This is a genomic window from Granulicella mallensis, assembly GCF_014203225.1.
Classification (GTDB): domain Bacteria; phylum Acidobacteriota; class Terriglobia; order Terriglobales; family Acidobacteriaceae; genus Granulicella; species Granulicella mallensis_A.
In genome coordinates, this window is sequence record NZ_JACHIO010000004.1 from 1 (window position 1) to 21778 (window position 21778).

Annotated in this window: 18 protein-coding genes; 7 read left to right on the plus strand and 11 right to left on the minus strand. The window is 60.3% G+C overall.

Annotated elements, in window-relative coordinates:
* Nucleotides 1-429: 429 nt before the first annotated feature.
* A complete protein-coding gene (gene dcd, locus HDF15_RS04975) occupies nt 430-984 on the minus strand; it encodes a dCTP deaminase (RefSeq protein ID WP_184253364.1) in 555 nt (184 codons plus the stop codon).
* Between the two features lie 362 nt (nt 985-1346).
* On the opposite strand from dcd, the gene HDF15_RS04980 reads away from it, so the two are divergent.
* On the plus strand, nt 1347-1616 hold the full coding sequence (locus HDF15_RS04980) for an HU family DNA-binding protein (protein WP_014267048.1): 270 nt from the start codon (nt 1347-1349) through the stop codon (nt 1614-1616).
* A 183-nt stretch (nt 1617-1799) separates the two neighbouring features.
* On the opposite strand, the gene priA is transcribed toward HDF15_RS04980, so the two are convergent.
* The 3 genes from priA to fbp all read right to left on the minus strand — a co-directional run bounded on the left by priA (nt 1800) and on the right by fbp (nt 6707).
* Complete coding sequence (priA, locus tag HDF15_RS04985; protein WP_184253366.1) at nt 1800-4343, minus strand: primosomal protein N'; 2544 nt, start codon at nt 4341-4343, stop codon at nt 1800-1802.
* 133 nt (nt 4344-4476) lie between these two features.
* The gene (locus HDF15_RS26190) at nt 4477-5748 is read right to left on the minus strand and encodes an alanyl-tRNA editing protein (protein WP_184253368.1); all 1272 of its coding nucleotides are present in this window, start codon (nt 5746-5748) and stop codon (nt 4477-4479) included.
* Nucleotides 5748-6707: a class 1 fructose-bisphosphatase gene (fbp, locus tag HDF15_RS04995; RefSeq protein WP_184253370.1), complete on the minus strand. Its 960-nt coding sequence runs from the start codon at nt 6705-6707 to the stop codon at nt 5748-5750. Before fbp ends, HDF15_RS26190 begins: the two co-directional genes overlap by 1 nt.
* A gap of 475 nt (nt 6708-7182) precedes the next feature.
* Here fbp and HDF15_RS05000 point away from each other — a divergent pair, with 475 nt between their 5' ends.
* Genes HDF15_RS05000 through HDF15_RS05010 form a run of 3 tightly spaced genes read left to right on the plus strand, consistent with a single transcriptional unit; the run spans nt 7183 to nt 9334 of the window.
* Entirely contained in the window at nt 7183-8487 is a 1305-nt protein-coding gene (locus tag HDF15_RS05000) for a Xaa-Pro peptidase family protein (RefSeq protein WP_184253372.1), read from the plus strand.
* A 44-nt stretch (nt 8488-8531) separates the two neighbouring features.
* Complete coding sequence (locus HDF15_RS05005; protein ID WP_184253374.1) at nt 8532-8744, plus strand: antitoxin VbhA family protein; 213 nt, start codon at nt 8532-8534, stop codon at nt 8742-8744.
* Nucleotides 8745-8746: 2 nt separating this feature from the next.
* Nucleotides 8747-9334, plus strand: a complete 588-nt coding sequence (locus tag HDF15_RS05010) for a Fic family protein (RefSeq protein ID WP_184253375.1) — start codon at nt 8747-8749, stop codon at nt 9332-9334.
* A 52-nt stretch (nt 9335-9386) separates the two neighbouring features.
* Here the strand turns inward: HDF15_RS05010 and HDF15_RS05015 are convergent, their stop codons facing one another.
* On the minus strand, nt 9387-11339 hold the full coding sequence (locus HDF15_RS05015; RefSeq protein WP_184253377.1) for a CocE/NonD family hydrolase: 1953 nt from the start codon (nt 11337-11339) through the stop codon (nt 9387-9389).
* Nucleotides 11340-11403: 64 nt separating this feature from the next.
* Here HDF15_RS05015 and HDF15_RS05020 point away from each other — a divergent pair, with 64 nt between their 5' ends.
* Nucleotides 11404-12441, plus strand: a complete 1038-nt coding sequence (locus HDF15_RS05020; RefSeq protein ID WP_184253379.1) for a hypothetical protein — start codon at nt 11404-11406, stop codon at nt 12439-12441.
* A 436-nt stretch (nt 12442-12877) separates the two neighbouring features.
* On the opposite strand, the gene holA is transcribed toward HDF15_RS05020, so the two are convergent.
* Nucleotides 12878-14029, minus strand: a complete 1152-nt coding sequence (gene holA, locus HDF15_RS05025; RefSeq protein ID WP_184253381.1) for a DNA polymerase III subunit delta — start codon at nt 14027-14029, stop codon at nt 12878-12880.
* The gene (gene lptE, locus HDF15_RS05030) at nt 14026-14607 is read right to left on the minus strand and encodes an LPS assembly lipoprotein LptE (RefSeq protein ID WP_311733039.1); all 582 of its coding nucleotides are present in this window, start codon (nt 14605-14607) and stop codon (nt 14026-14028) included. Before lptE ends, holA begins: the two co-directional genes overlap by 4 nt.
* Nucleotides 14608-14675: 68 nt before the next feature.
* Between lptE and HDF15_RS05035 the strand changes: the two genes are divergently transcribed.
* The gene (locus HDF15_RS05035; RefSeq protein WP_184253383.1) at nt 14676-15119 is read left to right on the plus strand and encodes a GNAT family N-acetyltransferase; all 444 of its coding nucleotides are present in this window, start codon (nt 14676-14678) and stop codon (nt 15117-15119) included.
* A gap of 33 nt (nt 15120-15152) precedes the next feature.
* Here HDF15_RS05035 and HDF15_RS05040 read toward each other — a convergent pair whose 3' ends face one another.
* Nucleotides 15153-16865 carry a M1 family metallopeptidase gene (locus HDF15_RS05040; protein ID WP_184253385.1) on the minus strand — a complete coding sequence of 571 codons (1713 nt, stop codon included), beginning with the start codon at nt 16863-16865 and terminating at the stop codon, nt 15153-15155.
* Nucleotides 16866-17264: 399 nt separating this feature from the next.
* Between HDF15_RS05040 and HDF15_RS05045 the strand changes: the two genes are divergently transcribed.
* Nucleotides 17265-17876, plus strand: a complete 612-nt coding sequence (locus HDF15_RS05045; protein WP_184253387.1) for a DUF4126 domain-containing protein — start codon at nt 17265-17267, stop codon at nt 17874-17876.
* An 86-nt stretch (nt 17877-17962) separates the two neighbouring features.
* Here the strand turns inward: HDF15_RS05045 and ftsH are convergent, their stop codons facing one another.
* The 3 genes from ftsH to HDF15_RS05060 form a co-directional block, all read right to left on the minus strand.
* The gene (gene ftsH / locus HDF15_RS05050) at nt 17963-19876 is read right to left on the minus strand and encodes an ATP-dependent zinc metalloprotease FtsH (protein WP_184253389.1); all 1914 of its coding nucleotides are present in this window, start codon (nt 19874-19876) and stop codon (nt 17963-17965) included.
* A gap of 224 nt (nt 19877-20100) precedes the next feature.
* Nucleotides 20101-21234, minus strand: coding sequence for a tRNA lysidine(34) synthetase TilS (gene tilS / locus HDF15_RS05055; RefSeq protein ID WP_184253391.1), 1134 nt, complete (start codon nt 21232-21234; stop codon nt 20101-20103).
* A 90-nt stretch (nt 21235-21324) separates the two neighbouring features.
* Nucleotides 21325-21729, minus strand: a complete 405-nt coding sequence (locus tag HDF15_RS05060; protein WP_184253393.1) for a hypothetical protein — start codon at nt 21727-21729, stop codon at nt 21325-21327.
* Nucleotides 21730-21778: the final 49 nt, after the last annotated feature.

Sequence of the window (21778 nt, forward strand, 5' to 3'; positions counted from 1 at the left end):
CCTGCGACTGCTTCAACCTCTTCCCTCTTGCATCTACTGCCGTCAAATAGCAAAATCGCTGATGTAGATCTACTCCTACGTGGGTCTGCATGGCGTATCTTCCTCCGGATGGATTATCTGTGCCTCGAGCACGTACCAGGAAGGTACGCCGCTCTTCATACCATCTGAGCGAAGCAACTCGCGTAGTTTGCGAGTTGCGGAGTCGAAGGACCCCGAAGGTCTTTTATCTCGCCCGGAGAGGTTAGGACCTTTCCAGCACGAAAGCTCAGGCTCGAACTCTCGGGGTAGAAAAGGTGCCAAAGGTTTGGGCAAGATGGCAACCCTCGGGGTCCTTCGACTCCGCGTCCCAAAAGGCCGGGACGCTCCGCTCAGGATGACGTCTCTGTGGTGAGGGACATAAACAAAACGCAGAAGCACATCGATCTCAACCTAGAGCTTGGGCAGCACAATTCCCTGCTGGTGCTGGTACTTGCCTTTGCGGTCGCCATAGCTGACCTCGCAGGCCTCATCGCTCTGGAAGAACAGGATCTGGCACAAGCCCTCATTGGCGTAGATCTTCGCCGGCAGAGGCGTCGTGTTCGAGATTTCGAGGGTCACAAAACCCTCCCACTCCGGCTCGAACGGCGTTACGTTCACGATGATGCCGCAGCGCGCATACGTGCTCTTGCCTACACAGATTGTCAGCACATCGCGCGGGATGCGGAAGTACTCGATCGATTTCGCCAGCGCGAACGAGTTCGGCGGAACAATCACGCTCGGAGCCTGCACCGAGACAAAAGAACGCTCGTCGAAGTTCTTCGGGTCGATGATCGCGCTGTTTACATTGGTAAAGATCTTGAATTCGTCCGAAACGCGCAGATCATAGCCGTACGAAGACAGTCCATAGGAGATCACACCGTCGCGCACCTGTTTCTCGCTGAACGGTTCGATCATCTTGTTTTCGTTCGCCTGCCGGCGAATCCACTTATCGCTCTTGATTGCCATCGTGCTCCTTGATGCCGCCTGAAGTGCACAGACCCGCCACAGATGCTAGTCTGGCCTTTTCGATCCTGTTGCATTGAGCCTAGAGCATTTCGCCGCTGCATGTACTCCAGATAAATCTTCCTGCGCCATCTTTCCTGAGGAAAAAAGGCATCCTATTCTCAGTCGGCCTCATCTCTGCAAGGAAACCGTGTCATAGCAAACTTCTATGCGGCGTTGACAATCGAAATAGCCCTTTCTACCATCGGAGACGGGCGTACATCGGAACCGCGCACGGCGCCCTTGAGCGGTTCCACAGTCGATGTAACTGGTAACTGTGAAACCGTTTTCACTGCTGTGTTCGGGAAAAAGAAAGGCGACCCTGCTTGATCAAGCAAGACCTCATCCAGCGCGTAGTAGAACGCACAGGTCTTCCGCGTACCAAGGCGGAAGCGGCTGTAGACGCAATCTTCGAGGCCATGAAGAATGCCCTTGGAAACAGCGATCGCATTGAATTGCGCGGTTTTGGCGTATTTACCGTAAAACCCCGCAAGACCGGGGTAGGCCGCAACCCGCGCACCGGCGCCGAAGTCACGATCACTCCCGGCAAAGCCGTCCGCTTCAAACCCGGAAAAGAGCTCCACCTGCTGGATTAGAACGTCCATGTTTTGCGGGGAACAAACCGGAAGGGCATGGCTTCAGCCATGCCGCAAAACAGCTGGTTTTATCTCTCTTTTGCTGTTGCGGCGCTACGCGCCGCAACAGCAAAAGAGGGTTGTGAGAGATCTCATTCGGCACGGTTGAAACCGTGCCCTTCCGGTTCGACTGTACGGCACTCCCTACATCAGGTGCATCGCATCCACGTCCACCACTACGGATCGCCGTGGAATCTCCTCGCGATCCATCACCGCCAGCATCTCCCGCAGCGCAGGCCCCAACACATCCCGGCGGTCGGCCTTGAGGATGAAGTGATAGCGATAGATCCTCTTCAGCCGCGATAACGGCGCCGCCGCCGGCCCCAGCACACGAACGCCAGCCAGCTTTCGCTGCTCAAACCACCGCCCCAGTCGCGACGACCAGTCCAGCACCTCCTCCAGGTGCTCGCTCTGCACGATCACGTTTGCCAGCACGCTGAATGGCGGATAGCGCATTCCTCGGCGGAAGTACATCTCCCGCGCTGCGAAGCCGGTATAGTCATGCTCGCGCGCGAACTTGTTCACATAGTGGTCGGGCTGGTAGGTCTGCACCAGCACCTTGCCCGGCAGGTCGCCGCGTCCCGCACGCCCGCTCACCTGCGTAATGAGCTGGAAGACGCGCTCGGCGGCGCGAAAGTCCGGCAGCCCCAGCGCAAAGTCCGCGCCGACGACGCCCACCAGCGTCACGCCGTGAATGTCATGCCCCTTCGCAATCATCTGCGTGCCCACCAGCAGGTTGATCTCACCCGAGTGCAGGCGCGACAGCAGCCGTTCCATATCGCCGCGCGTACGCACCGTGTCGCGGTCCATCCGGCCGATACGTGCCCCCGGAAACAGCTCCTGCAGCCGCTCCTCACCCTGCTGCGACCCCGCGCCGAGGTAGTACAGATGCTCGCTCGCGCACTTCGGGCAAGCCTTCGGGACACCGCGTTTGTAGCCGCAGTAGTGGCATTCCAGCCGCTGCCCCACGCGAGCCTCCCCGTTGAGATCCTGCTCGTTGCCGGGCTTGTGGTACGTCAGCGAGATCGCGCAGTTCTCGCACTCGATCTTCTCGCCGCAGCTTCGGCACATCACAACGAAGCTGTACCCGCGCCGGTTGAGAAGAATAATCGCCTGCTCCCCGCGATCGAGCGTAGCCTGTGTCTCGACGAGAAGCCTGCGCGAGAACATCTGTTCCTGCCCGGTCTCGCGAAACTCCTCGCGCATGTCGATCATCTCGACTGCGGGCAGAGGCCGCGACTGCACCCGCTCGCGCATCTCGACCCTGGCGTAGCGTCCCCGCTCGGCGTTGTTCCAGCTCTCCAGCGAAGGCGTCGCCGAGCCCAGCACCACCGTGCAGCCCAGCAGCTTCGCCCGCATCACCGCCACGTCGCGGCCATGATAGCGAGGAGTCTCCTCCTGCTTGTAGCTGCCGTCATGCTCTTCATCGACGAGGATCAGCCCCAGGTCCGGCATCGGCGCAAACACCGCCGAACGCGTGCCGACAACCACCCGAGCCTCTCCACGACGTATGCGATGCCACTGCTCCGCGCGCTCATCTGGCGTAAGCTGCGAGTGCAGCAGCGCCACCTCACCCGCGAAAGCAGCAACCATCTGAGCCGCAATGCCCGGCGTAAGCCCAATCTCCGGCACCAGCAGCAGCGCGCTCTTCCCCGCAGCCAGTGCCCGCTGCATCGCGGCAACATACACCGCCGTCTTGCCCGAGCCGGTAATCCCATACAGCAGATGCGGGCGAAATCCACCTTTTTCCATCGCCGCCACCAGCGTACCCAGCGCCTCGGTCTGCGCCTCATTCAGCGCGTGCTCATGCGCAAACTTCTTGCCGCCATTTCCCAGCCCGCTCACATGAAACGCCTGGGCAGTCTCTTCCAGCCGCACCAGCCCACGCTTCACCAGAGTAGCCAGCGTCGAATCAGGCACCCCTCGCGCCCCAAGCCGCGCACGCAACTCGCGCACCAGCTCACGCCCTCCGCAACCCGCCAGCTCCGCCATCACCGCAAGCTGATTCTCATTCAGCTTCGGCAACCGCTTCCCCGCCGCCTCGTCTTCTGAACCCTGAGCCCTGGGCCCTGCGCCCTGCTCCTCCAGCACCGCAACCGATTCAACCCGCCGCGCATCGCGCACCTCCGCAAGCGGCTCGCGCACCAGCCAGCGCTTCTTCGCCATCGCATCCAGCAGGGCTTTGTTCGCTCCGGTCGCACTGCGAATCGCCGAGATCTTGGACGTCTCGCCCGATTCCAGGTAGTTGAGCACCGCATACTCGCGATTCTGGTCCTCGACGCTCAGCTTCGACCGCCGCGACGACCCCTTCGCCGCGCCCTCATACAGTACGCGCCTGCCCTGCTCACCGATGCGATAGACCCACTGCCGCCGCACCTCCGCCGTCAGCGGCAGCATGCCGCGCAGCACATCGCCCAGCGGCGCGCAGTAGTACTGCGCGATCCACTTGCCAAGCTGCATCAGTTCATCGGAGAGCAGCGCCGCCTCATCCAGCACCCGCGCAACAGCCTTGACCTCGACCTCCGGGTCAGGGCGCACATCATGCAATCCCACCACGACACCGATCAGTTGCTGCCCACCAAACGGCACCAGTACACGAGCGCCAACTTCTGCCTCAAGCTCTCTCAGCTCATAGGTAAAGGCCCGGTCCAGGGGCACCGGCAACGCGACATCGCAAAACAGGCTCACCCTTCCAGCCTAAACGTCTCCCGGCCCCAGCAATGCACAGCCAGCTAACCTCGCCGCCCCAGCAACCCATCACCGGCTCATAGCTCGAAGCTCAAACCCCTCGTAGCTCTTAAATAAATCTCCTGCCCCCAATTCACCCCGCGACCGCCTCGACCAACTGCCCCAGCAAAGCCTCCACCTGCTCCGCACGGCATACTCCTTGCGCACGGTCCGCCGAGCCCCCACCGCGAGCCCCTGCAGCACTCAGAACCTCGCGAAGCACCTTGCCATAATCGGCCAGCAACCCCACAGGCCGCGCCATCGCAAGCGATCCCTCCGCTCCATTCGTCGCGCCCACAACCGCCATGCGGCCGAAACCAGCCACCTTGGCAGCAACCTGCTTCGCGAACTCCATCTCCTTACCTACGAACACCGCACGCACCGCCGAGCCCTCAACAGCCTCCGCCACCAGCGCCACAGCCTCGGCCCGGGCAAGCTCTTCAATGAGCCCGCGCCGCTCCTTCGCCGCAGCCTTCGCATCTTCCAGCAGCGAGGCCACACGCCCCGGCACATCTCCCGCGCCAACGCTCAACGAACCCGCTACCTCGGCCAACAGACTGAAATCCTTACGCCCCGCCTGGATCGCACGCCGCCCACAGACAAACTCCACCCGCCAGCCCTGACGAACCTTCTCAATACGCCGCAGCATCAACCCACCAATCGCTCCAGTCGACGCCACATGCGTTCCGCCGCAGGCGTTGAACTCCACGCCCTGCATCTCGACGATCCGCATCGGCCCTTCGCGCTCGGGCAGCTTGCGCAGGTCGCCGCGCTCATACATCTCCTCTGCCTCACCCCGCGAAACCCAGCGAGGCGTCAGCACACGATCCTCGAAGATCAACCGATTCGCCGCAGCCTCTACCCGCTGCAACTCGTCCTCGTACAGCCGCTCCGAGCCTTCACGCAGCACAAGGTCGATGCTCGAAGTCTCCGCGCCCAAATGGAACGAAACCGTCTTCGCCTCAAGCTCGCTCAGGAAGACCGCCGACAGCAGATGCTGCCCCGAGTGCTGCTGTACATGGTCCATGCGCCTCGCGGCATCGACGCGGCCTGTAATCTCCGTGCCTTCGACCAGCGGCTTGCGGACGTAATGCCACACCTCACCCGCCTCATCCTCTTCAACACGTTCGACCGCAACCTCCAGCGTCGCCCCGCTACGCGAGACCGCGATCAGCACACCGGTATCCCACGGCTGGCCGCCGCCTTCGGGATAGAACGCCGTACGATCGAGCGCTACCTGCCAGAGCTGCTGCTTCTCGCCCGCCTCGTTCTTCTCATGCGAGTCCAGACGGATGTCCGCCACCGTCGCCGTAAACTCCTGCGCCGGCGAGTCGTAATAAAGCCTCTCCCCTACAGAACCAGCCACTAACGAGCCTCCAGCACGGCCTTCTGTAAGGCCTCGACCTCGCGCTTGCTGCCGACGATCAGTGCAGTGCGCTGATGGATCTGCTCCGGCTGCAGCTCCAAAATCCTCTCCGGCCCATTCACCGCCGCGCCGTTTGCCTGCTCGGCGAGCATCGCCAATGGGTTCGCCTCATACAGCAGCCGCAGCTTGCCCTTCGGGGCCTTATCGGTCGGCGGATACAGGAACACTCCTCCCTTGAGCAGGGTGCGATGAAAGTCCGCTACCAGGCTGCCGATATAGCGCGAGCTATAGGTCTTGCCGTTCAGATCGCCGCGCAACAACATCGCCAGGTATTCGCGATACGCTGCAGGCCACGAGGCGGCATTGGCTTCATTCGTCGAATAGTACGGCCCCTGCTCCGGCATCTGCATCGCATCGTTGCTACGAATAAACTCGCCGCTATCGTCCAGAGTGAACGCAGCCACACCCGTCCCTGTAGTCATCACCATCACCGTCGAAGGGCCATAGACGACATAGCCTGCCGCCGCCTGCTTGGTCCCCTGCTGCAGAATAGACGCATTCAGATCGCCCCCCTGCAACTCCTGCACGCTGAAGATTGTGCCGACGTTCACATTCACGTCGATATTCGACGATCCATCCAGCGGATCGAAGATCACGATGTACTTCGCCCCGGCGTTCGCAAAGACCACGGGCGCTTCGTCCTCTTCACTCACGCAGGCTGCGACACTCGCCACCTGACCAAGCCACTTGATCATGACGTCGTTCGCGAAGACATCCAGCTTCTGCTGCTGTTCCCCTTGCACATTCACCGCGCCATACGCTCCTAGAGCGTCGCTCAGGCCCGCCAGCCGAATCTGCTTCGCAATCTCGCGCGCAGCCGCCGCAACACCACCGAACACCTCTCGCAACTCCGGGCTTCCGGCCGCCACATGCTGCTCTAACGCTACCTTCGTCGTCATCTCGTCTCCGCCACCTTCTCGAATCAAGCCAAACCTAACATCCATCTTAGAGCTTGCCCGAACCTGCGAGCATCCCTGCGGCTACTTTGCCGCCGCCCTCACTTTTGAGAACGCCTTTGCTCTCGCCGTTGCCTAACCTTCTGCCTCCGCTTTTGCCTTTGCCTTTCTGGTTGTCATTCCCGCAGGGAATCTGCTTTTGCATTTGCTGTTGCACTTGCCTTTCTGGTTGTCATTCCGACCCTGAGCGAAGTCGAAGGGGAGCGAACCCGCTTCCTCCCGTTTTTCGCTTGTGGTGCCAAAATGCTAAGAGCCAGCCCATGCGTTTAATTTCTGCCCTACGCGTTCCGGGTAGTAGGACAAAGAACGGGAGAAAGCAGGTTCGCTCGCTCCGCTCGGAATGACAACCAGAAAGGCAAAAGCAAAGACAACAGCAGCGATATAGCCCCGCCCCACAAATTCAACCTACAATCCCACCATGCTCTCTCGCCGCCGCTTTCTCCTCACCGCCGCAGCCACGGCCCCCACGCTCGCCCTCCACGCCGAGCAGAAACCCGCCCCGCAACCCTCCGAACCTGCCCTCCCCGCGCCCATCCTCGCGCTCACCGACCGCCGCAAGGACATCTCCCCCGTCAGCGTCAACGAGCGCAACGCACGGCTGGACCGCGCCCGCGAACTGATGAAGCAGAACGGTCTGGACGCCATCCTGATCACCACCGGGGCCTCCATGCAGTACTTCACCGGAATCCGCTGGGGGCAGTCGGAACGTCTCTTCGCCTACATCATTCCCCAGGCCGCCGCGCCCTTCGTCATCTGCCCGCACCTGGAGCGCGACCGCCTCAATGAGGCGCAGAAGCACTTCCCCGAGCACGACACGACGCTCAGCTACCTCTGGCAGGAAAATCAGGACCCCTACGCCACCCTGCAGCACGCCCTGGCGGAGAGCTCCATCACCACAGGAACCCTTGGTCTGGAAGAGCACACGCAGTTCGCCTTCTCGAACGCCATCGCCCACGCCTGTCCCGCGCTGAAGATCGTCTCCGCCACGCCGGTCACGGCAGGCTGCCGCTCGCTCAAATCACAGGTCGAGCTCTCCCTGCTCCGCCTCGCGAACCAGATCACCTTCGACGTCTACAAGGCCGTCTACCTCTCGTGCGGCCCCGGCGACACCAACGACCACTTCTCCGCCCTCATCGCCAAGGCCTACGAACGCTGCGGCGTACAGGGCGACGCCTCCTGCCAGACCGGCCCCAACTCCGCCGTGCCCCACGGCACCGGAACGCCGCAGATCATCCGCGAGCACGAGATCGTACTCATCGATGACGGCTGCACGGTCGACGGCTATACCTCGGACATCTCACGCAGCTTCGTCTACGGCACGCCGACCGACCTGCAGCGCACCGTCTTCGACATCGTCCACCGCGCCCAGTCCGCGGCACTGTCCGCAGCCCGGCCCGGCGTCGAAGCCCAGTCCGTCGACGCCGCCGCTCGCAAGATCATCACCGACGCCAATTACGGCCCCGGCTACGACTTCTTCACGCACCGGGTCGGCCACGGCATCGGGCTCGACATGCACGAGTGGCCCTACCTCGTCGGCGGCAACCCCCAGAAGCTCGCCGCCAACATGGTCTTCTCCGACGAGCCGGGCATCTATCTCCCCGGCAAGTTCGGCGTTCGCCTCGAAGACGACATGTTCATCACCGAGAACGGAGCGCAGTTATTCACGCCCCAAAGCCCCAGCCTGGAGCATCCGTTCGACGTCGCCAATATGCCAAAAAGCTAACAAACGCCGGTCAAACGCTAGTAAAATAGACAGAGGAGATCACCATGGCTGCCACGCATTTGGTATCTGTCCCCAAAGCCGCCCCCATCGCACAGATGGAAGAGCGCCGCAGAATTGCTGATTCTGCTCTAGGAACCACACTGGCAGAAGGCGTTTCTCCCAGTCCCGAGGTTCTCGCTCTCTCTGAGCGCTACGTAGCCGGTGAGATCACGCTCCAGGAACTTGGTTCGTCTGTACGAGCCATGTACGGCCTTTAGCCTTGAGCGGTGTCATCTACGATAGTCAGTTCGATGACGAGCACCGAATCCTCCGCAACAAACTGGGATTCACAAACCCTTCGCAGTTAGAACCAGCCATCGCGCAGCTTTCTTACATACGCGTGATGGAGCTCAACGAGACTCCTCTCCGTGGCAAGTTCGATACCCCGCATCTCCGCGCCATCCACCGCTACATCTTTCAAGACATCTTCCCCTGGGCGGGCGACTTCCGCGAAGTCACGACTTCGCGCACGAATTCCTTCGGGTTTCCACCACCGCAATTCATCGCTCCATCGCTCGAAAACATCTTCACCTCCCTGCGAGCCGAGAACCATCTCAAGCACCTGGACTCCGACCGATTCTCCCTCCGCGCCGGTCACTATCTAGGCGAGATCAACGCGGTACACGCCTTCCGCGAAGGCAACGGTCGTGCACAACGCGAGTTCATCCGAAACCTCGCGCTCACTGCCGGCCACCGTCTCGTCTGGACAGGCCTCACTCCAGACGAGAACAATCACGCCTCGCGCATCAGCTACGCCACGGGAGACAGTTCTGCTCTCACCACCCTCATCCGCAAGCGACTCCTCTAAAAAGCAAAGGCCGCGATTCTCCTCGCGGCCTTTGCTTTTCCTCTCAGCACCACTACTTCGGCAGCACCATCAACTCCACCCCACTCGCCGCATCCACCTGGTGAAACACCGTCTCGGTAGCCTTCTTGAAATCCTCCGGCTTAGCCGTGAAGATATCCTCGAATGTCTGCGGATTGCGGTCCACCAGCGGGAACCACGAGCTCTGCACCTGCACCATGATGCGGTGCCCCTTCAGGAACGTGTGATTCACATCCTGCATGGTGAACTCGACCTCCGTCACCTTGCCCGGAGCCAGCGGCTCAGGCTTCTCCCACGAGTTGCGGAACTTCGCGCGCATCGGCTCGCCGCGCACCATCATCTCGTAGCCCTGTAGAAACACCGGAGGAGCTGCCGTCACATGCTTACCTTCGGCCTCATCCTCGCTGGCATCCTTGTAGTCGTTCGGATACACATCGATCAGCTTCACAACAAAGTCCGAATCCGTACCGGTCGAAGCAATCTTCAGCTTCGGCTTCACCGGGCCTGCAACGGTCACGTCCTCTGTCAGAGGCTCGGTCTCGTACACCAGCACGTCAGGACGCCGCGCAGCAAAACGCTGATCGTCGTCCATGTAGCGCTGTGGAATGTCGTCGGTCGTGTACTCGGTGAACGGCACCGGATGCGCCGGATCGCTCACATACTCGTCCTTGCTGTCGCGCTCCTGCGGCTCAGTCCACGCCAACCCGCCATGAGGCTGGAAGTAGATCGTCTTCGCTACAGCCTGCTTCGGCGGCCAGGCGTCGTATTTCTTCCAGACATTGCTTCCGGTCTCGAACACGTAGGCCTTGGGTAGCGGCGTCCAGTCCACGTTCTTCAGATAGTGCGCAAAGAACGGAGCCTCAATGTTCTCGCGATAGAACGTCCCTGCCTCCGAACCGAAATTGATATCTCCCAGCGACGAGCCCGGCCCACGCGCCCATCCGCCATGCACCCACGGTCCCTCCACCAGCGTGTTTGCGGCAGCCTCCGGGCTCAGCTTGTCGATCGCATGAAAGACCTTCACCGGCCCCGACAGGTCTTCCGCATCGAACCAACCACCCACAGCCATCACCGCAGTCTTCACCCCGTGCATATGCGGCGCGAGATTACGCTCCTGCCAATAGCTATCGTAGGTCGTGTGCACGATCTGATCGTGGAAGTATTCGTTCGTCCCACCCTTCGGCGTATCCAGGTTTGCGAGCGTCTGCATGCCCAGGTAGTAGGCGTACATGTCCTTCGTCCCGAAGTCGAAGTCGTTCTTCGGCTCAACCTTCAATGGGTTCTTCTGCGGAGCGAAGAACGGCGCATAGAACGAGTGGTTGCCATCCAACATGAATGCGCCACCGTGATAGGCATCGTCTCCCATCCAGAGATCGATGATCGGAGCCTGCGGGCTCGCTGCCTTGATTGCCGGATGGCTGTCCACAATGCTCGCCGCCGTATAGAACCCCGGATAGCTGATGCCCTGGATGCCGACATTGCCGTTATTGGCAGGAACATTCTTCAGCAGCCACTCGACCGTGTCGTACATATCGGTGGACTCATCGATGCCCTTGCCGTCCTTCGACGGTGTCATCTCGACCCACTTGCCTTCGCTCTCCCACCGGCCGCGCACATCCTGGCAGACGAGGATATAGCCGCTCTTCAGCAGCGTGGTGTTGTTCGTCACGCGAGGCTGAATCACATCGTTGCCATAGTTGCCGCAGCTATACGGCGTACGCGACATCATGAACGGATAGGGTCCCGGATCGCTGAACTGCCCCGCAACCGGCGTATACACGACGGTATAGAGCTTCACCCCATCGCGCATCGCAATGCGGTACTCGTGCTTGGTGTAATGGGTCTTCGTGAACTCCGCCATCTCGCGCATCCGCTGCTGTGGCGAAGGCGGTGGGGTTGGCGCAGTAGCCTGTGTCTGCGCTGAGGCTATGGCTAGCGAACCCAAGAAAACACCGGCCATGACAGCCGACTTCAAAGCAACACCCATCACACTCTCCCTGTTCAAAGACGCTTTCCGACCAGGCAATCACTTATTCTGCCATACTGCTGCAATGAGGCGCTTTAGAGCGATTCTGCCGGTCACGATGTTTCTTTGCATGGCCGCGGCCGGACAGAGCCCGCAAGGGGGGACGGTTCCCTACACCTTGCACGTCTATGCCGACCTCGTTCAAGTTCCCACCCTCGTCCTCGGCGCCTCCATGAAGACGCTACCCCAGGTCGACATTCAGAAGTTCCGCGTCAGCCTGGACTCCGGGCCTCGCTTCCAGCCTACGCACGTCCGGCTGGAGGGGGACGATCCCATCACGCTTGCCATTCTGCTCGATCTAAGCGACAACAACGCCAGTAAGCTGCCGTTGGCTTCAAGCCAGCCCCTGGCCGCCATGGCTCTAGGAGCCCTTCGCCCCCAGGATCATGTCTCCATCTACTCCCTGGACTGCAACATGGTCCGTTCCGCCAATAACATTCCGGCCGACTCGAACAAGATCAAAGAGGCCATCGACCAGGCACTTCAATCGACTACGGTCCACCGGGGAAAATCCCGCGCGACCTGTGGGAACGCTGTGCCGCTATGGAACGCGTTTTCTTTCATCGTTCAACGGCTTGCCGAACAGCCTGGCCGCCGCGTCATTCTTGCCTTCACCGATGGTTACGACGGACACAGCAACATCAGCAGAGACGATATCGAATCGTTGATCACCGACGGGGGCGTGACTGTCATCGGCGTAAGCAATCCGATATTCGATTATTTCCCGGAAAGTTTTGATGATTGGGAGCGTGCCTTCAGCGTTCTCTGCCAGCGCAGCGGAGGGTTGATCCTGAGGACGACAGACAAGGAACTTCCACAAACACTTCGCAGGTTCGTCGATCTGCTGCGCGGCCGTTACATCCTTGAGTTCCCAAGACCGAGCGTCATGACCCCTGGCATGCACAGCATCGCAGTCACCCTCGAAGGGACACGAGCTTTCATCCGGCCTTCGAGCCTCACCGTCCCGATCCCCGATCCCGCGATCCTCAAAGACCCCACAACAATCCCTTCCGACCCCTCCCGCAAACCACCCTTCGGCAAACACGCACCACCGCAGCAATAGCGTTTATCGTTTCGGCCACATGTCGGAACATCAAACTGTTCTTGTTGTGGAGCCGAAGGTGCAAACAGTTTATTGAGGCTAGGATCGGAAGGGCCTGGCTTCAGCCAGGCCGAACAAGCAGGTGAGCAGATCTCTTCCACTCTGCCGAAGGCTGAAGCGGAGGCGTAGCCGGAGCGACTGAATTGCTTTTTTCGGTGCTGCCAAGGCTGTGCAGGGCTCGCCAGAGAGAGTTGTGGCTCGGGTAGGCGGTTTCGCCACAACCAAAAAAGGCAATTCAGTCGTTGCGGCTACGCCTTCACTCCAGCCTTCGGCAGAGAGGAAAGAACCGTCGAACGCTGGGTTAGCGGCATGGCTGAAGCCATACCCTTCCGATCTGTGCCTCAACAAACTGGTTGGCACCTTCGGCTCCACAAAAAGAACAGTTCAATGACGTGCCCTACGACGCCTGTTCCAACTCCGGCACACGCGCCTTGCTCGCCAACCGCATCACCAGCCGCTCCAACACCAGCCGCTTGTCCGCAGGACTCGAGCGCAGCTCCAGGTCCGCCTTCGCAATCCACCGCAGCCCACGAGTCAGCTCACCACGGTCGCGATATCGCCGGGCCTGTGCGATCAAAGCGTCGGCAGCAAACGGAGCCACACGAAAACCAGGCCACAGCACCTGCCACATCGCGCGCTGATCTTTTACCTGTTTCTCATTCAGCACCAGCATCTGCCGAAAGGTCTTCGCCAGCGTAAAGATGTGCCCAATGGCCGCATCCTCACCGCCATCCGAGGCATTCAACAGCCCGTGCAGCAGCGCCAACGCGCGCGGCGCATCCTTCAGGCTAATGGCATCGGTCAGCTCGTACAGGCTGCGCTGCTTGGCCGCCGCAACCATCGTCTCTACATCCGCAACGTCAATCCCTGCATCGCCAGCCGCCTCACCCCGCGCACCGGCATACAGCATCAACTTTTCCAGCTCGCTCTTAATGGTGAGCATCTCCGCGCCCAGCGCATCGACCAGCTCGCGCGCCGCGTCCTCATGGAAGCGAACGCCCTTGGCCTCGGACTCGCGCATCACCCAGAGCACCGCATCGTCTTCGCTCACACGCTGCAGCTCAACGACACCGCAGGCGTCGCCCAGCGTCTCGCGAATGCGCTCGGCCCGCTCCTTGTCCTGCATATCCATCTTGCGCAGGTCCTGCGGCAGGCTGATGTGGTCAGCCACAAACACCAGCAGCGCCTGCGGATTGGGCCGGCGAAAGTATTCATCGATCGCCGCGAACTCTTCCTTCTTCTGCCCACGACCGTAGAGCTTTTGGATATTGCGCAGGAACAGCACCTGGAACGGAGCCATCAGCGACGGAGTCTGCGCCAGATCGAGCGCCTCAAAGATCGAGGTCTCCCCAAGGTCCAGATCGTGCAGGCAGAAGTCGCGCAGCTCGCCCGGCACCAGGGTCTGCAGAACGCCCCGGCGGCAGATCTCGTACAGGAACGACTCGTCACCGAGCAGCACATACCCCGGTCGCCGGGCATCGCCGCCGATCTCCGCGACAAACCGCTCCGCCGCCGCAAAGCTGCGCAATTTTGAAGAAGAAGGGCTCATTGAAAAGACTCCAGCATATCGCTCACCAGGGCCTCCGAGAAGTCATGCGCCATGCGCCGCACAGCAGCTCCATCCTCTTCCACAAAGCCACTCAAATCCTGCGTCGATTGAAACTGCTCGCGCCAGCCGAAAGCATCGTTCCTGTACAGAACAGTGCCATCGTGCGCCACCAGCTCCACCTGGGCCGTCACCGTGACAAGGTAGCTCGAGGTCTGACCGCTCGAAGCGTCATACGTCAACGGCGCGACCGTCTCGGTCAGGATCGTGCCGCGCAGCGTCGCATCCGCAGACGTCCCGCTGCCCGTAAACGTACCGTCGCCACTCGCTGTCAGCACACGATACTGGGTGCGCGTGTTCAGCTCTCGCACCACCGCCTGCGTAAACGCCGTTTCGGTGCGAAAGGCCTGCACCTTCGATTGAAAGATCGGCACAGCAAGCGTACGCACATTCGCGGGAATGTGCGACGCAGCACCCACGCCGTGGTAACCACAGCCAGTCATCGGGAGGAGGAACAGCAGACAAAGCGCACGCATCTTTTCAATGATAGCGCCCAACAACAGCAGGTGCGGATTCCTCACGTCACCGTTACAAAGACATCCCTGGCGCCTGATTGCCGGATCTGGCAGTTCCGGTATCATAGGCACGCATGGAGATTGGCTTTCGAAAAGCTCAGGCTGAAGACCTCGCTTTCGCTCGTAACCTCTACTTCGAAACGATGCGCTGGATCATCGAGCGTTTGTTCGGATGGGATCAAGCTCGTGAGGAAGCGTATTTCATTGGCTTTTTCAGGCTCGATGAGGTCCGAATCATTACCGTCGACAACCGCGATGTCGGCTGGATTCAGGAACAGTTGGAAGGTACGTCTATCAATCTTGGTTCGCTGTATGTGATACCGGCTATGCAGCGGCAAGGCATCGGCAGCCAGGTTTTGCAGATGCTTCTGGCGCGAGCCAGAAGCCAGTCAAAAACCATCACATTAGCCGTGGTAAAGATCAATCCGGCACTTCATCTTTACGCAAGGCACGGATTCAGAATCACCCATGAGGATGCGTACAAGTTCTACATGAGAGCCGACCCACGGTTCCCATAAGAGAACCGTGGGTTGACGGGTCTACAAGGAAACCTACTCCTGCTTCACCCCGACATAATACAAATCGGTCGCGACCTTGAATTCCTCACGCGTCCCCGCCCACGGCATCGTCTTCCACTCCTCCGTCACAGGAGTCACCGTCGTCCAGTGCTGAGGATCGCCCACCTGGATCGGCATCGCAAACCCTGCCTCATCCGCCTTCCAGCGATAACTCATCGTGTGCTTCGCCTCATCGAGCTGTAGTTCCAGAACTGGCAGCGCCGCGTGCCGCAGGTACTCGTCGAAGAACGGCGTCAGGTTCATCCCCGTCCGCTCGTTCCACCAGCTCACGACGTCTTCAGTCATGATGTTCTGATATTTGAAGCGCTGATAGAAGTCATGGATATCGGCAAACCACTTTGCATCGTCGCCGATCACGCTGCGCAGGGTGTTGATCATCAGCGCGCCCTTGAAGTACTGGTCCTGCGGCGGCTCCCTGTTGATCCCATGCTGCGAGATGCTCGGTAGCTCGTTCTTCACCTTCGCCTTCAGCCCATTCACATAGCGCAGCCCATCGGCCTTGCCCCAGCGGTACTCGACGTACAGCACCTCCAGGTAAGTGGTCCAACCCTCGTGAATCCACATATCCGACGGGTCTGCCGCCGTCACTGAGTTGCCAAACCACTCATGCCCGCTCTCGTGAATGATGATGAAGTCGAACTTCGGGCTGATCCCCACCCCCGTCCAGTCGCGGCCATAGTAGCCGTTCTCAAAGTGGTTGCCGTAGGCCACCGCCGACTGGTGCTCCATACCCGCATACGGCACCTCGATCAACTTGTACCCATCCTTATCGAACGGATATTCGCCAAAGTAGTGCTCATAGGCGTCGAGCATCTCGGGCACCTGCGCGAACTGCGCCTTGGCCTTCTCCAGGTCTTCCGGCAGAGCATAAAAATCGAGCGTGGTCGCTCCGTGCTTGCCTGAAAAGTGCTGATACTCGCCGATGTTCAGCGCCACGTCATAGTTGTTGATCGGATAGTGCACCAGCCACTTCCACTGCGTATAGCCGTCGCCCAGATCCTTGCTACTGACGAACCGGCCATTCGACACATCCATCAACCCATTCGGCACGGCGACATCGATCTCCATACCGTCCTGCGGCTCATCGCGCCACTGGTCCTTGTTCGGCCACCAGACACTCGAACCTTCTTCCTCGCAGGCCGTCGTAATCCAGGGCTTGCCCTCCTTGTCCTTATCAAAAGAGAAGCACCCGAAGCGGCCCTGCGTCACCGGCTTGCCGGAGTAGGCGAACGCGACCTCGTAGACATTGCCCTTGTGCAGCGTCTCCGGAAAGTCGATCCAGACCGTACGCTCTTCGCGGGTGTACTGCAGAGTTTTTTCACCGAGCTTGATGCTGTCGATACTGAGCTGCGGCGTCAGCTCAAGCTGGATGCGCTTGCCGTCCGCCAGCATGCGGAAGCGAATGGTGTTCGTCCCGGCAATGGACTTCGCCACGGGATCGACGCGCATATCCAGATGGTAGAAGAGCAGGTCGTTGTTGGCGCGATACGGGCCATAAGAGCCTCGCAACAAATCGTCTTTGGTGGGAGGCTTTACCTCATCAGGCGGATGCGCCCCATGGCCGACAGTAACTCCGGGCGTCGTTGTCGCACTCTGGGCCGATGGCTGGGTTGAGGTTTGCGTTTGTGCGTAGCTTGCGACGGCCATCGCCAGAAAAAGACCACTCAGCAGCGAACATTTCTTCATGGAGTTAGCCTATCGCACCGGCACCGCTGACAACATCCACCTCTGTCACTCCGTCTTTCGCCGTTGCTTGTTTTCGTCGTCATCCAATTGCGCGAAGCGCGTTCCATGACGCTTCAGCGTCATGGAGACGGAGGGAGCCGTAGCCTTTAGGCTACGGAATAGGAACCAGGCAAGAATTGGGCTTTAGCCCCGGGCCTCTTGCTCGCAGCCGAAAGAAGGCCCGGGCCTAAAGGCCACACCTTTGCTGAGCCTGAATTCCGTGGCCTAAAGGCCACGGCTCCCTCCGCCCCGCAACGCTGAAGCGTCGCAGTTTGCGCTTCGCGCAATGGGAGCATACCTGCAGCCGTACGTCTCGATTTACGATACGATTCCCTCCATACACCAAACAGGTCCCCACCCATGACCTTCACGCCCCCCACCATCGCCGCTCTGATCGTCGCCATCAGCTTCGCCGCCGGACTCAACCTCTACGCCACGGTCGCCACACTGGGCATCCTGGCGCACTTTCATTGGGTCATGCTGCCGCCATCCCTGAACGCCCTGACGAATCCCTGGGTCATGGGAGCCGCCACCCTGCTCTTTGTCATCGAGTTCTTCGCCGACAAGATCCCCGCCTTCGACCTCATCTGGAACGCCGCCCAGACCTTCGTCCGCGTTCCGGTCGCGACACTGATTGCCTACAAAGCAGCCTCTCAGCTCTCACCAGAGCTGCAGTTGCTCGCAGCCGCAGCCGCCGCAATCATCTCTGCCATCGCCCACACCTCGAAGACCGCGGCCCGCACCCTGGTCACCACCAGCCCCGAACCAGCCTCCAACATCGCGCTCTCCACCACCGAAGACGTAGCCGCCATCGGCCTCACCTGGATCGCAACGCACCACCCCTACACCGCCGCCACCATCGCCGGAGTCTTCCTCGTACTGATGATCCTCAGCATCCGCTGGATCGTGCGCCAACTAAAACGCATATGGTCACGCAGACCGGACTGGCTGCGATCAGAAAGCATAGTGTAGACAAGAAAAAGGCGGCGCGGAATAACCTCATTCCGCGCCGCCCCTGTTTTCTCTACTCTCTACACTCTATTCTCTACACTCTGCTTCTAAGCCGTGGTCGGCAGGCCTTCGTTGAAGCCGGTCTTGCGACCGCTCTCGGGCTTCGACACCTTTTGAACATCGCCATCTCCGTCCGCATAGGCCAGAGAAGACTTTGCCGGCGGCAGTTCCTTGCCCTGAATGAGCAACTGGATCTCAACAGCATCCAGCGTCTCACGCTCAAGCAAAGCAGCAGCCATGCGGTGCATGATGTCGCGGTTGTCTTCGAGGATCTGGTGAGCTGAGCGATAGCCTTCGTCCACCAGCGAGCGTACGGCCTTGTCGATCTGGTTCGCCGTATCGTCCGAGTAATCCCGTGCCTGTGCGATCTCGCGGCCCAGGAAGATCTGCTCTTCCTTCTTGCCGTAGGTCAGCGGTCCAAGCTCGCTCATGCCGTACTCGCACACCATCTTGCGGGCGAGCTCCGTAGCGCGAACGATGTCATTGCCCGCTCCGGTCGTCATCCGGTTCATGAAGATCTCTTCAGCGCAGCGTCCACCCATCAGGATGGCGAGCTGCGTGTTCAGATAGTCCTTCGTGACCGTGTGCTTGTCTTCCTCGGGAAGGTGCATCGTTACGCCCAGCGCCATGCCGCGCGGAATGATCGTCACCTTGTGCAAAGGATCGGAGTGGTCACGCTTGGCGGCGACGAGCACGTGACCGGCCTCGTGGTACGCCGTATCGCGCTTGTCGTCCTCAGACAGCAGCATCGACTTGCGCTCAGCGCCCATCAACACCTTGTCCTTCGCGACTTCGAAGTCGTACATGTGGACAGCCTTGCGATTGAAACGCGCCGCCGTAAGAGCAGCCTCGTTCACCATGTTGGCGAGGTCCGCACCGCTGAAGCCCGGTGTGCCGCGTGCCAGAATCGGCAAGTCGACATCCTCGGCCAGAGGAACCTTCTTCGAGTGAACGCGGAGAACCTCTTCGCGTCCGCGAATGTCAGGACGATCGACGATCACGCGACGGTCGAAGCGGCCCGGACGCAACAGCGCCGGATCGAGAACGTCAGGGCGATTGGTCGCCGCAATCAGGATCACGCCATCGTTCGACTCGAAGCCGTCCATCTCGACGAGGAGCTGGTTCAGCGTCTGTTCACGCTCATCGTGGCCGCCGCCGAGACCTGCACCGCGGTGCCGTCCTACAGCGTCGATCTCATCGATGAAGATGATGCAGGGAGCATTCTTCTTACCCTGCTCGAACAGGTCGCGTACGCGGCTCGCACCGACGCCGACGAACATCTCGACAAAGTCCGAACCGGAGATCGAGAAGAACGGAACATTGGCCTCGCCGGCCACAGCGCGGGCCAGCAGGGTCTTGCCGGTGCCCGGAGGTCCGACCATCAGTACGCCCTTGGGAATACGTCCGCCAAGGCGCTGGAACTTCTGCGCCTCGCGCAGGAACTCGATGATCTCCTTCAGCTCTTCCTTCGCCTCATCCACACCGGCGACGTCCTTGAAGGTGATCTTCTTCTGCTGCATCGAGAGCAGGCGGGCGCGGTTCTTGCCAAAGCTCAGCGCCTTGTTTCCGCCCGACTGCATCTGCCGCATCATGAACAGCAGGAACAGAGCGATCGCAGCGATCGGTGCCACCTGGAACAGGATGGTCAGCCAGATCCCGCCGCTGGGGTCCTTGACGATGACGTTCACGCCATGGTCAGTGAGGTTCTTGTAGAGGTCCGGATAGTTCTGGGGAATTGTCGTATGGAAGGACTCTTTGCCGTCCTTGTACTTGCCCGTGACATCGACCCCCGTCACAGTGACCTCCGAGATCTTTCCGGCGGCCGCGTCATTCTGCAGCTCTGTAAGGCTGGTCAGCTTATTGTGGTCGGCTCCCATCGTAGTCGCGACGTAGCGCCACCCAACCAAAATGCAGGCAACTGCAAAGACCCATATCAACAATTGTTTGACTGTCGAATTCAATCTGCTTCCTCGTTTCCTCTTCCACAACAACGCCGACTCATTGCTGAACCCAACGCTCTCTACCGCTTAGTCGAACCGCCGTCAATAGCTTTAGACGCTGTGAACGGAGATAGGGTGCAACTCTTATACAGTCGCACCTGCGGCCCATCGTCATGGAACTCTGGGCTAAATTCTACTCTTCCAGCGGCTTCCAGCGTGCAAAATCCTTTAGTTAACGTAACCGGTTACTGCCGCCAGAGCCGCAACTCCCGGGCTGAGCGCTCTCCACGCAGCCCCGCACGCAGTTCCAGACGACTCCCGATCTTTCCTTGGATGCCGATATAGCCCCCAAATCCTGCCAGCGCCAACAATTTAGCCGTTTCTTCAAAATTGAGCCGGAAGCCCATCGATCTTGCCGCCGCCCGCACAACCCGCCGCCGCAATCCGGCACCCATGGCCTTCAACCTCTCAATCTCCAGGGAGCACGCAGCCTCTCCGATAGCCGTACTCACAGCCCGCCCGCCGCCCCGAACCGGCTTTCCAGGCAGCAGCACCTGCGGCAGCAGACGGCGCAGCTCGGTCTCCCAGTGCGCCTCCTCGTCCCGCGCAATCCCCGCCATATTCGCCAGCAGCTCATCCACGCAAGGATTGAAGCTACGCAATACCGGCATCAACTCATGCCTCACGCGGTTGCGGGTCAACTCCAGGTCGCGATTACTGGAGTCAGTACGCCAAACCTGCCCCCGAGCCTGCAAAAACGCCTCCACCTCCGCCCGCCGCACCCCCAGCAAAGGCCTCACGACCCTACCGCCCCCTGAGCCCTGGGCCCTGGACCCTGAACCCTCGGCCAGTTCAGGTGAAATGCCGCCATTGCGGGAATTTGTACGTCGTTCCCCCTGCAAATCAACTGCCAGCTCAGGCGAAATGCCGCCCAATCCCTCGGTCCAGGCCCCGCGCAGAAGCTTCATCATCACGGTCTCCGCCTGGTCGTCGAGCGTATGCGCAGTCGCGATGGCATCGACCTGGCCCTCAGCCAAAAGGCCTCGCAGAGCCTCATACCGTAGCTCACGGGCAGCTTCCTCAACCCCTTCGCGCTCCGCCGCCTGTCGCGCCGCCGTATCGACATGAAACACCGTCAAGGGAACGGCCAGCCGCTCGCATAGCTCCCGAACGAAGGCCTCATCCGCATCGGCCTCCGCGCCACGCAGACCATGGTGCACATGGGCTGCGCTCACCACCACGCCCAGCGACTCTTTCGCCGCATTGGCTTCTTTCAGCGCCAGCAGCAACGCCGTCGAGTCCGCGCCACCGGAGATGGCGACACAGACCCGGTCCCCCGCGCGAAACAGCGATCGAGCGATTAACAGATTTCCTGCCATCGCTCCATCATAAAGTTGCAGCGGCCCAGGACATGAAATCCAGGATGTGGAATTCAACATCCGCGCCGCCTGCAATCGCTGTCACAAGATTTACTTCGCCGCAGGAGTAACAGCCGCCTGCGACTTGCCCACGTAACGGACCGCATGGTCCACCACGGCATACAGCAACTGGTCCGGGTCCTTGCGAGACTCCTTTTTGATCCAGTCTCCAAACTTTGCTCCGGCCTCTGGAGTGTTCGGCAGCGTGATCCCACGGTTCTGCGCGCTCAACTCGGCAAGCTGCTGCACCATCGTGAGGAACTTGTCTTCATTGCGGCCGCTCGCCACCCAGGCCTCGTGCACCGTCTTCGTAAGGAGTTGATCGAGCGGAAGAGCGGACGCATTACCCGATGCGCTCGCCTGATCCTGTGCCGGTGCCTGCGCTACTGTCATTGCCGGCCAGCACAGCGCCGCAGCCATCACTACCCCAGTCAAACCCTGCCGTATCTTTGTCATCGCAATCCTCTCCACTTCAACTCGTCGAATGATTTCTGGAACTGTCCGC

Excerpts from the sequence above, each read along its gene's own strand:
- HDF15_RS05045 (WP_184253387.1), top strand. The coding sequence starts at position 17,265 with ATGACCTTCACGCCCCCCACCATCGCCGCTCTGATCGTCGCCATCAGC.
- tilS (WP_184253391.1), bottom strand. The coding sequence starts at position 21,234 with ATGGCAGGAAATCTGTTAATCGCTCGATCGCTGTTTCGCGCGGGGGAC.
- HDF15_RS05035 (WP_184253383.1), top strand. The coding sequence starts at position 14,676 with ATGGAGATTGGCTTTCGAAAAGCTCAGGCTGAAGACCTCGCTTTCGCT.
- fbp (WP_184253370.1), bottom strand. The coding sequence starts at position 6,707 with ATGACGACGAAGGTAGCGTTAGAGCAGCATGTGGCGGCCGGAAGCCCG.
- HDF15_RS05040 (WP_184253385.1), bottom strand. The coding sequence starts at position 16,865 with ATGAAGAAATGTTCGCTGCTGAGTGGTCTTTTTCTGGCGATGGCCGTC.
- holA (WP_184253381.1), bottom strand. The coding sequence starts at position 14,029 with ATGAGCCCTTCTTCTTCAAAATTGCGCAGCTTTGCGGCGGCGGAGCGG.
- HDF15_RS05060 (WP_184253393.1), bottom strand. The coding sequence starts at position 21,729 with ATGACAAAGATACGGCAGGGTTTGACTGGGGTAGTGATGGCTGCGGCG.
- HDF15_RS05005 (WP_184253374.1), top strand. The coding sequence starts at position 8,532 with ATGGCTGCCACGCATTTGGTATCTGTCCCCAAAGCCGCCCCCATCGCA.
- HDF15_RS05000 (WP_184253372.1), top strand. The coding sequence starts at position 7,183 with ATGCTCTCTCGCCGCCGCTTTCTCCTCACCGCCGCAGCCACGGCCCCC.
- dcd (WP_184253364.1), bottom strand. The coding sequence starts at position 984 with ATGGCAATCAAGAGCGATAAGTGGATTCGCCGGCAGGCGAACGAAAAC.
- HDF15_RS05015 (WP_184253377.1), bottom strand. The coding sequence starts at position 11,339 with ATGGGTGTTGCTTTGAAGTCGGCTGTCATGGCCGGTGTTTTCTTGGGT.
- HDF15_RS05020 (WP_184253379.1), top strand. The coding sequence starts at position 11,404 with ATGAGGCGCTTTAGAGCGATTCTGCCGGTCACGATGTTTCTTTGCATG.